Source organism: Ignavibacteriales bacterium (genome assembly GCA_026390775.1).
Taxonomy (GTDB): domain Bacteria; phylum Bacteroidota; class Ignavibacteria; order Ignavibacteriales; family Melioribacteraceae; genus Fen-1258.
In genome coordinates this window covers 1,483,321-1,496,577 of the sequence record JAPLFF010000007.1, presented here as the reverse complement: position 1 = coordinate 1,496,577, position 13,257 = coordinate 1,483,321, and the positions used below count along the sequence as shown (strand labels likewise).

At 37.2% G+C, this 13,257-nt stretch carries 7 protein-coding genes; 4 read left to right on the top strand and 3 right to left on the bottom strand.

Annotated elements, in window-relative coordinates:
* Positions 1-5: 5 nt before the first annotated feature.
* From NTZ27_11755 to rpiA, 3 genes are all read right to left on the bottom strand, one after another.
* On the bottom strand, positions 6-1,514 hold the full coding sequence (locus NTZ27_11755; GenBank protein ID MCX6175418.1) for a T9SS type A sorting domain-containing protein: 1,509 nt from the start codon (positions 1,512-1,514) through the stop codon (positions 6-8).
* Positions 1,515-1,707: 193 nt separating this feature from the next.
* A complete protein-coding gene (locus tag NTZ27_11750; GenBank protein MCX6175417.1) occupies positions 1,708-8,043 on the bottom strand; it encodes a T9SS type A sorting domain-containing protein in 6,336 nt (2,111 codons plus the stop codon).
* Between the two features lie 414 nt (positions 8,044-8,457).
* Complete coding sequence (rpiA, locus tag NTZ27_11745; GenBank protein ID MCX6175416.1) at positions 8,458-9,255, bottom strand: ribose 5-phosphate isomerase A; 798 nt, start codon at positions 9,253-9,255, stop codon at positions 8,458-8,460.
* 171 nt (positions 9,256-9,426) lie between these two features.
* Between rpiA and miaB the strand changes: the two genes are divergently transcribed.
* From miaB to lptE, 4 genes are all read left to right on the top strand, one after another.
* Positions 9,427-10,761, top strand: a complete 1,335-nt coding sequence (miaB, locus tag NTZ27_11740; protein ID MCX6175415.1) for a tRNA (N6-isopentenyl adenosine(37)-C2)-methylthiotransferase MiaB — start codon at positions 9,427-9,429, stop codon at positions 10,759-10,761.
* A gap of 63 nt (positions 10,762-10,824) precedes the next feature.
* Complete coding sequence (locus NTZ27_11735; GenBank protein MCX6175414.1) at positions 10,825-11,529, top strand: SPOR domain-containing protein; 705 nt, start codon at positions 10,825-10,827, stop codon at positions 11,527-11,529.
* A gap of 95 nt (positions 11,530-11,624) precedes the next feature.
* On the top strand, positions 11,625-12,731 hold the full coding sequence (locus tag NTZ27_11730; protein ID MCX6175413.1) for a sigma-54 dependent transcriptional regulator: 1,107 nt from the start codon (positions 11,625-11,627) through the stop codon (positions 12,729-12,731).
* Positions 12,718-13,239 carry an LPS assembly lipoprotein LptE gene (gene lptE, locus NTZ27_11725; GenBank protein MCX6175412.1) on the top strand — a complete coding sequence of 174 codons (522 nt, stop codon included), beginning with the start codon at positions 12,718-12,720 and terminating at the stop codon, positions 13,237-13,239. Before NTZ27_11730 ends, lptE begins: the two co-directional genes overlap by 14 nt.
* Positions 13,240-13,257: the final 18 nt, after the last annotated feature.

Genomic DNA, 13,257 nt, shown 5'->3' with positions numbered 1-13,257 from the left:
GCTGATTACTTCATCAATAACATCTTCTTAACTTGTACAAAGTCACCAGCTTCGATTCTGTAGATGTACATACCGCTTGAGAGTTTTGTAGCATTGAAATCAACAGTATGATATCCAGCCGGCATTACTTTATTAACCAATGTTTCAACTTCTTGACCTAATACGTTATAGATCCTAAGTGTAACATTAGATTCTTTTGGTAATGCAAATTTAATATTGGTTGTCGGGTTGAATGGGTTCGGGAAGTTTTGATAGAGTGCGAACTCAGTCGGAATAGCCTCACCTTCAACATCTGTCAAACCAATATTAACAGGGAAACTGTATGCAAAGAAATCATTGTTAGCAGCATCAATTGCTGTAACTGTTATAACAGCATCACCAATTGCAACCGGTGTAACTGTTAATGTTGAACTAGCAATAGCTACAGTAGCAATTGTATTATTTGATGATTGTGCTGTGTATGATAATGTACCAATGTTTCCTTGGAAAGTATTTGTTAAGGAAATTGTCTTAGAGCCAGCAGATATAACTAACCATTGTTTTGGAATTGCATTCTTTACAGAAATATTTGACTGCATCTCCGACAATTGTCTTCTCCAGATTATTCCACCGCCTCCTCCAGAACCGCCTCCTGATCCTGCAAATAAGTAAGAACCAATAACGGCTAAAGATGAAATAGTAATACTATTTGGAAATCCAGTGTTCACTTGTGACCAGCTTGCCCCATTATTAATAGTTAAATAAACACCACCTAAAACAGTACCCGCATAGATATTGGAACCACTAACTGCAAGCGCATTTATAGTTAAGTGAACTTGATTGGTAAATCCATTTATTACGTTTGTCCATCCGCCACCATTGTCATCAGACAAATAAACACCACCGCCTGCAGTACCTGCATAAATCTTAGAGTTACTAATAGCAAGAGCAAGAATATTTATATTCAAGTTATTGCTAACTTCTGTCCAATTAGTACCTTGATTTGTAGTATGAAAAACACCGTAATATGTACCAGCATATAAGTTCCCGCCATTGACTGCAAAAGAATAAACACGGTTATCAGTTAAACCATTTATAATTTGTGTCCAATTGCTACCATTATTAGTTGATATAAAAGCACCTCCGCTTTCAGTTCCAGCAAAAACATTTGTTCCTATGGTCGCTAGTGAATAAATATTTTTATTACTCTCCATTCCGCTCAGAACAGGTTCCCACATAGCTCCATTGTCTGTCGAACGGCGGTTCACACCACCGCCGTAAGTACCCACATAAATATTTGTGTTATTGACAGCTATCGAGTTAATGAGAGTATTATTTAATCCCGCCGAAGCATTAGACCAATTATTTCCATTATCTGTTGATAAATATACTCCCCCGCTATATGCCCCAATAAAAATATTTGTCCCGGAAGATGCTATACATTTAATATCACCCGGGAAAGCTGCATTTGTTGCAACCCACTGTGCGGTTAAACATTGTGACATAAAATAAATTAATAAAAAATATTTTTTCATATTAATCACCTAAAAATTAATTCGGTATTTCTAAAAAAATGAAAATGTTTTTAGTTCATTTTTTCTACTAAAGATAATTTAGGGAATACTTTATGTCTTTCAAACAAATATTCCAAAGATGTTTAAAAAACAAAACCCCGCCATAGGCGGGGCTTTGTTTGCTAATAGCTAAAAGCTTATAGCCAATTGCTGATTACTTCATCAATAACATCTTCTTAACTTGTACAAAGTCACCAGCTTGGATTCTGTAGATATACATACCGCTTGAGAGTTTTGTTGCATTGAAATCAACTGTATGATATCCAGCATTCATTACTTTGTTAACCAATGTTTCAACTTCTTGACCTAATACGTTATAGATCTTAAGTGTAACACTAGATTCTTTTGGTAATGCAAACTTAATATTGGTTGTCGGGTTGAATGGGTTCGGGAAGTTTTGATAGAGTGCGAACTCTGTCGGAATAGCCTCACCTTCAACATCTGTCAATCCAACATTAACTGCAAAGCTGTAAGCAAAGAAATCATTATTAGCAGCATCACTTGCTTTAACTGTTATAACAGCATCACCAATTGCAACCGGTGTAACTGCTAATGATGAACCAACAACAGCTACAGTAGCAATTGTATTATTTGATGATGTTGCTGTGTATGATAATACACCGATATTTCCTTTGAATAAATTTGTCAATAAATAACTCTTTACACCAGCAGAAAGAACTAAGTATTGTTTTGGAATTGCAGTTTTAATACTCATATTAGACTTCAGACCTAATGTAAAGATAGCTCCACCACTTCTTAAACCGGCATTAGAGTTTCTGTTTATGATTGAAGGAATTCCATTATTTAATTCGTTATCATAAACTAATGTACCGGCAAGCATTGCAGCTAGATCACCCTGGAATAACCATTGGTTAGATTGATCTGCACCAGTGTTTGTACCATGACGACGGATGATTCTTACGTTGTTAATATCATCATAATCTGAAAATCCGGTAGCACCAAGTTCTAGATCGAAGAATACATTGCTAACACTGGTTGGAGATGTTTTAATGTTCCAGTAGAAAGCAGGATATCTTGCTATATCAATACCTTGAGCAACACCGTTTGTAATAGGTAATTCAACAGCACCAGTCGGGCTTGCATCTACATGATTTGCAATTATTGTAATGTTTGGAACTGTAGGTACACCAAATTGCGATGGGAATGTTAATGCAACCTTACGATATCTGTTTAAACTACCAATCGGGAATTCACTTCTTGTCTCTGTAGCACCAGCTAAAAGACCAGTTGTGTTTCTTAGAGTCTTAGATAATAAACCAACAACGTGACTAAGATCAGTTGCTGCAACAACATGTGTAAATCCTTGACCACCACCAAGAAGTGGTGCTGGAATGTTAAAGATCAAAGGATCAGGAACAATGAACAACCCGTTTGTGAATGTTACTGTACCTGTAGCTGCAAGATTACCACCAGCTAATGTAATTTTATAGATTGTACCAGTTGTTTTATTGAATGTAACTGCGCCAACAGTTGCACCGGCAGTTGGAATTGTTAATGTTGCATCAACAGAACCAAAGAATGTTAAATTAGTAGCAGCAGCAAAAGAACCACCTGTACCAACTGTAACATTGCCACCAGCTGCTAATGAACCGCCTGTGTAAGCGCCGTTAATTGTTGTATTACCGTTAACCGTCAAGTTGCCATTGAATCCAGCAACTGTTGCATTACCTGTTACTGTCATTGTTGGTAAAGTTGCAGAAACGTTAGGAGCTGCACCAGTACCTTCATAGTCTTCTGTGCCGAATGAACCAGCTAAAGTTGCTGTTGCTGCAGTAACAATAACGTTCTTAATGCTAGCATTTGCTGTTTGTGTCAATGTACCTGCAACTGCTAATGTACCATAAGTATAAAAACCGCCAGCATTTGCATAACTAACCAAAGCACCGCGTGTTAATGTAGCAGTTGGTACATTGGTAACTGTTAAAGTAAAACCAGCAAGATCAAATTGCGTTCCGTTTTGTGGTACTGCTGCACCATCTGTAACTAATTCGAAATCACCGCATGATCTGCTAGCATGAAGCGCTAATGGAGCTGCTGCACCACCAACTGTAGGAACAGCAATGTTTGTAGCTACTGTTAATTTAAGAATAGTATTAGTGGTTGGGTATTCTCCACTAAGAGTAGTTGTAGCTGCTGTGTTAATGTAAGTTAAGTTATACGGACCGCCAAGTAAGTTTGCACCCGTTGTAGCAGCCACATTAATTTTACCATCAACTCTTGTAACCAATGTATTGGCAGCCATTGTCATTGTTTTTACGGCTGTTGTTAAAAGGTTACCGCTTACTAATCTTAATTCATTATTTACTGTTGTTGCAGCATTTAAAGTTACTGCATTAGCACCACCAGGAGCGTTCCAGAATTGTTGGATTTTAGTAGCACTGGTTGTTAATTCTTTTCCGGTAACAAATGCACCGGCAGTATTATATACATAATTAATACTTGTACCAAAAGCAGGAACTAAATCCATTGTACCTGCAACCATTTCAATCCAAGCACCATCACTAAATACCAAATTACCTGCAGTACCCATTACAATATTTGCACCCTGTTTCAAATACTTAGAAACAGTAAAAGTTGGTGCGCCAGCAACTCCGCCACCTGTATAGGTTACTGGAGAAGCAGCATTTATTGTAAGATTTGGAATGACCAACCCAGCAACAGTATTAAATGATTGAGCAGCACCGGCAGCAAATGTTAATTCGCCATAACTATTATCTACCAATGGAACTGTTGTTAGTGAAGCAGCTGGTGTAGTAGCGTTGATTGTTCCGCCAGCGTAACTAAATGCATCACCAGGAATACCTGCTGTAGTACCAACTAAAAGAATGTCAATGTTCTGCATGTTAATTACACCAGAAGTCATTGTAAATACACCTGCAGTGCCAAGACCTACCGTTAGGTCAGGAACTGTTCCAGCTACACCGTCATTATCAACTAATGTAAATGTTCCGGTGGTAGTGTTATCAACTTGAAGATTTGGAATGATAGTACCAACACCCAAATTCATTGTTACAGGACCAGTAATATAGAACAAGCCTGCGGCTCCAGTATAAAGACCGGAAGTGTTCCATTGTTTAACAGGACCAGTACCAGAGAGTGTTAAAACATTACCGCCTGTAGCAAGAGTACTTGTAGTCATATTGTTATTAAATATATCACTGATAACGCTATTACCGCCTAAAGTAACGGTGATAGTACCAGCGAGAAGTGGGTCAATGTCAACTCTCGGAACAGCTACTGTACCGCTATTAAATGTAGCACCTGTTGTTCTAAATTGTAAATAACCGCCAGTAGTTGCACCGGTAGTTAAGAATGTTCCGCCGGTTGCAGAGAAGGTACCAGCAACTGAGAACCACAAGTTGTAATTAGCAAAATCAAATGTACCGCCTGTTAAAGAAAATTGCGAAGCAGCGATACCGGTTGAAATTCTTGCATTATTAGCAAGTACAACAGTTCCACCTGATTGAACAAAATTATAAAGAGGCGATGGAACTGGTGCCGCTGTTTGATACATATTAAGAGTAGCTGTACCAGCCGTCATATTAAATGTTGAAGTAGTACCTGTTTTACCAAATGCATGGAAATTGTTGAAAGTATATGCAGCAGATACTGTTGATGTATTAACAATTAGATTTTCAATTGTAGCTACATCTGCAGCAGTAGTGCTACCAGTAACAGTACCGTCGCCCGTTAATGTAAATGCATCAGCAAGAGCTGTTGAACTTAATAATCCTGCAACATTATGAGCAGCGCCGGTTTTTGAGGCAGTTAAAACACTGCCATTTAAATTCAACTGGGATCCAGCTGGTATTGATAAGTTACCAACCATTGTATAAGCTGCACCGAATTCAACAAAATCTGTTGCAGTTGCACCGGTTGAAGTAACTGAAAGATCTCTAACATAAAGAGTTTTAAATTCATTACCGGCAACTTTAGCGCCAGTTGTAATATTTCCCCAATATGTTAAATCATAAGGTACATTCAACACATCAAAACTACCAGTAGTATTGAATGAATTAGCACCACCAGCATAAGGTTTACCTTGCGGGAAACCTGTTGCTGCATAATTTGACATATTAATAACTATTGATGCAGCGCCATCTATTGGGTTAAGCTGAGCGCCACCTGCTGAGTTATCAATACCGCCTCTTGTAAATCCTAATCTGCCTGTCCAAGAAACAACATTGGCAGCGCAAGTTACAACGTCGGATGCGTCAGTTAATCTTATTTCAATATTTGAATATTTTCCTGTTCCACCAATTGTAGAAACTGATCCGGTTGTACCAACACCACCAGCATCAGGACCTGAAAATATTACACTGCCTAAACCTGAAGAGAAAATCTGTCCGCCGTTGGTTATTGTACCACCAGCGCCAACCATATTAATATTTAAAGATGCAAGTTGTAAGCTTGTATTTGCAGCAATATTACAATCACGTACAACTTCAACAGAACCGGTTGATAAAGTAACGCCGGTTCCAACACCTGTAATTGTTAAGGTGTATACTCTAAAGTTAGCACCGCCGGCAAGAATCTGACCTTGACCGCCTGAGCTAAATTGAAGTACACCGGCTGCATTTGTTACATTACCTGTTGTACGTGTAAAGTTTTGTTTACAATCTAATGTATTAGCACCGTTAAAATTGAGTGTGCCGGAATTTTGAACATAATTACCTGATAAGGTTACATTGCCACCCATTACGAATGTACCGCCGCTCAATGTTAATGAACCAGCTATGGTAGCATTGCCACCCATTGTTAAAGTACCAAGAGTAAGAGAAACATTACCGCCAATAGCAGTAATGCCGCCTAAATTAGTTACTGCCTGGCCGCCAACTAAAGATATGTTGCCGGTAAGACTCGTTACTCCACTAAGGGTTAATATACCTGCTGTAGCGTTAACAGTAACGTTTCCGTTTACTGTTGTAGTAGGTGTCATGTCTACGCTTTGTGTTCCGTCTGTTTGAATATTAGGAACAGCACCGGTACCGGAAAAAGTAATTGTACCACTAGTACTGGGGTTGTTAAAATCAAGCAAACCAGCAGCTGTACTTGTAATAGAACCGGCATTTCTAATTGCGCCGGCAGCAGCCGTTGCAATCTTTAGTGTATTTCCGCCAAGTGCAATTATGCCACTAGCAGAATTATTAGAAAGAGGACCAACTAAAGCGCCTGCATTTGATTTCATTGTAAGATTGCCAACCAAGTTGATCTTACCAGCCGCACCATCATTTTCTATTTTGCCATACCAAACTGATGTTGTGTTACCAATTTCAGTTGTAGCACCGGCAATGTTTGATAATGTAACGTAAACATACCAATCGGCTGGTACACCGTCAGTATATTTACCAAATGTAATTAAACCTGATAAAGATAGTTTACCAGTAGTATTATTATTCTTTACAATATTTGTACCGCCAGCCCATGCACCGTAAGCGGCTCCGTCATCTAAATCTGATCCGGTAGTACCGCCATGGTTAATATTAAGAGCGCCGCTTATAGTTAAAGTACCTGCGCCGTTTTTATTAATGAAAGTTCCCCATGTTTCATTCCGTGAACTGATTGTAACTGTATTTGATAAAGTTAAAGCACCTGTGCCTGTTAAGGAGATTGTACTTGGAGCTGCAGCGGCACCGGCAATTGTAACTGTACCGGAAATTGTTGCAGAACCTGTACCTGTATTTCTTAATGTACCGCCGGTTGTCATTGTAAGATTTTGTGTAATACTTAATGAACCGCCAGTTTTTGCAATATTTAAATCACTTGCGCCACTCAATGCTGTCTGTAATTCACCGCCTGATGTTTGTGCATCGGCTGCAGCACTATTATATAACATAGTTCTAGCAGCTGCGCTATAAGTAAATGAACCAACAAGGGTACCGCCCGTTCTTGTCATAGTAGTAACAGAACCACCAACATTAAAGCTAAGAAGACCGCTAACATCTAATGTACCTGCTGTTAGAGTAATAGCATTTGTTGCTGTATTAAAGAATGGGCCATTGTTAATGCTTACTGATTGTGTGGCCGGATCTGCGCCTTGGAATTTAATTGTTTTACCAGGGGCATTAACTACAAAAGCACCCGCAACAGTTCCATTCAAATAAACTACGCTAGAACTATTATAAGTTTGGATTATAAAAGTCATGTTTTTAGCAGGACTGTCAAACTGAACACCATTATCATCATTACCACCAGAAGCACCATTGGCATCTACTGCGGTTATTTGATTGTAATGATATTCGCCAGCCTTCATATAAACAGTACTATTAGTAGGGAATGCGGAATATGCACCCTCAATGGTCTTTTTGGGACCAGTACCGAGAGGGCTATTAGTCTCATTCACTCCCGTATAGCTGTCATCACCATCAGTCGAGTTCAAATATCGAACCTGAGCGAATGATAATGAACTTAGTACGATCGTAAAAAGAAAGGCGAGCGTACTAAATTTTAAGAGGTTTTTGAAATTCATTTGTTACTCCTTAATTAATTAAATATTCAAATTCAGTTTTACACACACACATTAAAAACTCTAACGTCCTTAAGTTGGTAAGAGTTCTTGCATGTATATCCTCCTTTGTTTTTGTTATTACTTTGTTATTTAATTTCACACACTCTCCGTCGAGATAAAAACTTAACTTCATTTATTTTATATGCTTATGTTAATTGATCTACAACTTTACTTTAAAAAAATAAAATGAATATAGATCTTCATCTATTTTCATCACACACAACAACGATAATTTGAGCATATTCACTATATTTTTTCTTTGTCCTTACCAAGGACAACAACAAAATATGAATTCAAATATTACTTGTCAACATAATTTTTAAAGAAAAAATCTTTTTAGGAGGTATATCACAGAGACAGGAGGACACCAATTTTTTAAGAATTTCCCGTAAAAATCTCTATCCCGGATTCTTTAGCACAAATAATTTGATCAGCTAATCCAATAAACAAACCATGTCCCACTATTCCAGCACGATCATTTAAAATATCCGAAAGCTCTTTCACCTTTCTTATTTTGCCAAAGTTTGCATCAAGTATAAAATTGTTTTCGTCCGTTATGTAATTAGATCCATCAGAATTTTTTCTTAGTTCAACTTTAGCATTGAGAGATTCTAAAAATTTTTTTTCTGTACCGACAGAGAATTTCAACACCTCAATAGGCACCGGCCACTTTGTTCCAAGATGTTTGGAATGTTTTGATTCGTCTGTAATGATGATCAATCTTTTACTTGCTTGTGCTAATATTTTTTCGCGTAATAGCGCACCTCCGCCGCCTTTTATAAGATTAAGTTCATCATCAAATTCATCTGCGCCGTCAATGGTTAAACCAATTGAGAATTGCGAACCTGCCTGTCGGCAGGCAAGGTTGAGAATTGAGGATGATCTTTTACTTTTAATTCTCCATTCTCCATTCTCAACCTGCCTGCCGGTAGGCAAGGTTATCAATTCATTAAGAGTCGTAAGCGGAATTCCGAGACGAATTGCTTCCTTTTCAGTTTTTGAAGAACTCGGAATACCAACAATATTTTTAAGTTCGCCATTTTTTATTCTTTCAGAAATTTTTTCTAAGGCAAATTGAACTGTACTGCCTGATCCGAGACCAATTACCATCCCCGATGAAATTTCTTCTACAGCTTTTTCTGCGGCAAGTTTTTTAAGCTGATTTATATCCATAAATTTTTTCTCAGTACTAAATCATTTATATAAAGATAACAAATTAACAGAATACTGATAGTGCCGTATGTATTCATAAAGGGGAATAATATTGTAAATCTAACCCAATCTTTATAACTTTTCACCCCCGTTTTATTGATAGTGTTTCTATCACGAACAAGTATAAAGACCATGAACAAGAGCAAAAATAATATATACATCGAAACTTACGGCTGCCAAATGAATTTTGCTGATACTGAATTGGTAATGGGCATTTTGAAAAATCAAGGATATGAATTAGCAAAAGAAATTGAGGATGCTAATGTAATTCTTCTTAACACATGCAGCATTCGCGATAATGCCGAGCAGAAAATTTATTCCCGACTTGAACATCTGCGCGGTATCAAAAGAAGAAAACCTGGAACAGTTATAGGTATATTAGGATGTATGGCAGAACGCCTGCGAAAAAATTTGATCGAAGAGAAAAAAATTGTTGATCTTGTTGTTGGTCCGGATGAATATAGACGGTTGCCTGAATTTATAGATTCTGCTTTTGGCGGAGAAAAAGGAATTGGAGTTAAACTTTCCCGCACAGAAACTTATGATGATATTATTCCGTATCGTGAAGACGGATTGAATGCATGGATTTCCGTTATGCGCGGCTGTGATAAATTTTGCACATTCTGCGTTGTTCCATTCACCCGAGGGCGAGAGCGAAGCCGCTCGTTAGAATCAATTATTGAAGAAATAAAACAACTTTCAGCAAGAGGATTCCGCGAAGTAACTCTTCTTGGACAAAATGTAAATTCTTATTCTGATAACAAAAACGATTTCGCCGATCTTCTCGCAGCTTCGGCAAAAGTAGATAATTCAATTCGCATTCGATTCACTACTTCTCATCCGCAGGATTTATCAGACAAACTTCTTTACACAATTGCCGAACATCAAAATATTTGCAACTATATTCATCTGCCTGTTCAATCCGGCTCTAACAGAATACTTGAATTGATGAACAGAACTTATACGATAGAACATTATCTTAACTTAATTGAAAAAGCGCGCACAATAATTCCGGGTGTAAGTTTTTCAACTGATATCATTGCCGGTTTCCCGGGTGAAACAATTGAAGATCATTTGATGACACTTGACATCATTCAAAAAGTTCGTTACGATGGAGCGTTTATGTTTAAGTATTCTCCTCGTGAAGGGACAAAAGCATTTGATATGATTGATGATGTTCCCGAAGAAGTAAAAGCCAAACGGCTCAACGATATTATTGATCTTCAGCATAAAATTTCTTTCGAAATAAATCAGTTGGAAATTGGGACTGAAAAAATTATTCTTGTTGAAGGCAGTAGTAAAAAATCGGATGATTTCCTTGCCGGAAGAACAGATACGAATAAAATTGTCGTGTTACCGAAGAATGATGAATTAGTTAAAGGCGATTATGTAGAAGTGAGAATAAATCGCGCTACATCTGCAACTTTGTTCGCTGACGTGGTTGAAAAGGAAATCATGGTTAACTAATTATCATGATCATGAACATGATCATGAAATAAAATAAATAACTTCAAGTTTTTCTGCGACTTTATGAAAAAAATTTTTGTTATATCATTATTTTTTTACTCTGCCCTTGTTGCTCAAGAAGTAGATATTGTACCGGCGCTTCAACAAATTGAAAATGGAAATATTAAATCGGCAGAAACAATTCTTCGCGATCTAAAAACAAAAAACGCAAATGATCCTTCCGTAATTTTTCTTGATGCGGTTCTTACAAAAGACGGCGATGAAGCACTTAAAAAATATTCTACCGTATTAGAAAAATATCCTGAATGCAAATATGCAGATGCGGTCATTTACAGGATCTTCTCTTATTATTATTCGCTCGGTTATTATAGAAAAGCGGAAACATATTTAGATAGATTAAAAAAAGATTTCCCTGAATCACCTTACATTAAAACTGCGGATAGAAAAATTCCCGATATCGAGGAACAACCATCTCCGCCGGTTATCACTTCTTCTCAATCTATTCAAACCGAAAAGAAGGAAACCAAGATCTATAATTTTACAATACAAGCCGGCGCCTTTTTGAATGTTGAGAATGCAAAAAAATTGAGCGAACAATTAAATCGCGAAAATTATTTTACCGAGATTACAACAAAAGATATCGGCGGCAGTATTCTTAATGTTGTAAATGTCGGCCGCTTTACTACAGAAGATGAATCTAAATCTGTTCTAGTTCTTCTTGAAAAAAAATTCAACCTCAAAGGAAGAACCGTCCCTATTCACAAATAGCTCATTATTGACTAATTAGAACAAGACAAATTCATTTAAGTTGTTCCAAAAACACTTATTTTTAGGGCGCAATTATTCTTACTATATAATAGATAATGAAAGTAGAAGAATTCCAGAAAAAATTCGGTATCATCGGTAAGTCACAGGAGATTCGCGATCTTGTTGATATTACTATGCAAGTTGCACAATCTGATATTTCAATTCTTATAACCGGTGAAAGCGGCGTAGGTAAAGAAATTTTTGCACGTGCAATCCATGGTTACAGCAACCGCTCCGGTAAAGAATTGGTTAGTGTAAATTGCGGTGCAATTCCGGAAGGAATTTTGGAAAGCGAATTGTTCGGTCACAAAAAAGGTTCGTTCACAGGAGCTATTGATCACAGAAAGGGATATTTCGAAATAGCTGATGAAGGCACGCTGTTTCTTGATGAGATTGCAGAAATGCCGTTAACAACTCAAGTGAAATTATTACGTGTTCTTGAAACAAAAGAATTTATGCGTATTGGAAGCGAGACGGTTACTAAAGTTGATGTTAGAATAATAACTGCGACAAATAAAGACCTTCAGCGTGAGGTTGATACAAAAAAATTCCGTAACGATCTTTATTTCAGATTAAAAGCAGTTTCATTAAATATTCCGCCGCTTCGAAGCAGGCGTGGAGATATTCTCGAATTGGTTGGTCATTTTTTGAAAAACTATTCTTATAATAATAGAAGGACGGAGCCGAAAATAACAAAGGAAGCCGAACAACTTCTTGTTAACTACAATTGGCCGGGTAACATCCGCGAACTAAAAAATGTAGTCGAAACTGCAATTGCTCTTAGTAGAAACGGTATTTTAGATGCTGAAACCTTTACTCCTTTATTAAATGAAACCCGATCAGAAGATGATTTCAGATACTTACCTGTTCACCTCAATCGTTCCGCAGAATCACTTGATAGAGAAATGATCTATCGGGCTTTAATTGAGATCAAAAAAGATTTGATAGATTTAAAACAGATCGCAGCCAAAAATCAAAATGAAGAAACTGGCACTCCGATTAATATTAATCCAAACGAAGTTGTAGCACTCGATGCAATAGAAAAACAAGCTATCATCAATGCTGTTAATTTTACAAAACACAACAAAAGAAAAGCTGCTAAGCTGCTTGGAATTAGCGAACGAACCTTATATAGAAAACTGAAGGATTATGGTCTCGATTAAATTTTTGCGTTACATTATTTTGTTTCTTGTAGGAATTTTTCTGTTAGGATTAACTGCGTGCAGTTATTCATTTTCGGGTGCATCTGTTCCTTCTCATTTAAAAACAATTGCGATTCCGATTTTTTCCGATAAAAGCGGATCAGGTGAGTTCGACTTAAATCAAAAATTAACCAAGCAGTTAATTCAAAAATTTATTGATGATAATACTTTGCTTGTAAGTGACCGGCTGAATTCAAATGCTCTCTTAGAATGTACAATTACGGCTCTTAGCGATGCACCGGCTATCATTTCCGGAGGAGAAAAAATTACAACAAGAAGAATCACAATTAGCGTTCGTGTAGTTTATAAAGATTTAGTAAAGAAGCAGCAAATCTTCGATAGAAATTTTTCTAATTATGGCGATTATACCGTCGGCGGAGATATTACAGCGGTTCGCAAACAAGCAATAGATATAGCTATTGAAAAGATCGCAGAAGATATTTTGCTAGGAGTAGTTTCAAATTGGTAATTAATTACAGGCTATTGA

What these genes read in the sequence shown, in the direction of transcription:
- NTZ27_11730 (MCX6175413.1), top strand. Translation starts at nt 11,625, where the DNA reads ATGAAAGTAGAAGAATTCCAGAAAAAATTCGGTATCATCGGTAAGTCA.
- lptE (MCX6175412.1), top strand. Translation starts at nt 12,718, where the DNA reads ATGGTCTCGATTAAATTTTTGCGTTACATTATTTTGTTTCTTGTAGGA.
- miaB (MCX6175415.1), top strand. Translation starts at nt 9,427, where the DNA reads ATGAACAAGAGCAAAAATAATATATACATCGAAACTTACGGCTGCCAA.
- NTZ27_11735 (MCX6175414.1), top strand. Translation starts at nt 10,825, where the DNA reads ATGAAAAAAATTTTTGTTATATCATTATTTTTTTACTCTGCCCTTGTT.
- NTZ27_11755 (MCX6175418.1), bottom strand. Translation starts at nt 1,514, where the DNA reads ATGAAAAAATATTTTTTATTAATTTATTTTATGTCACAATGTTTAACC.
- NTZ27_11750 (MCX6175417.1), bottom strand. Translation starts at nt 8,043, where the DNA reads ATGAATTTCAAAAACCTCTTAAAATTTAGTACGCTCGCCTTTCTTTTT.
- rpiA (MCX6175416.1), bottom strand. Translation starts at nt 9,255, where the DNA reads ATGGATATAAATCAGCTTAAAAAACTTGCCGCAGAAAAAGCTGTAGAA.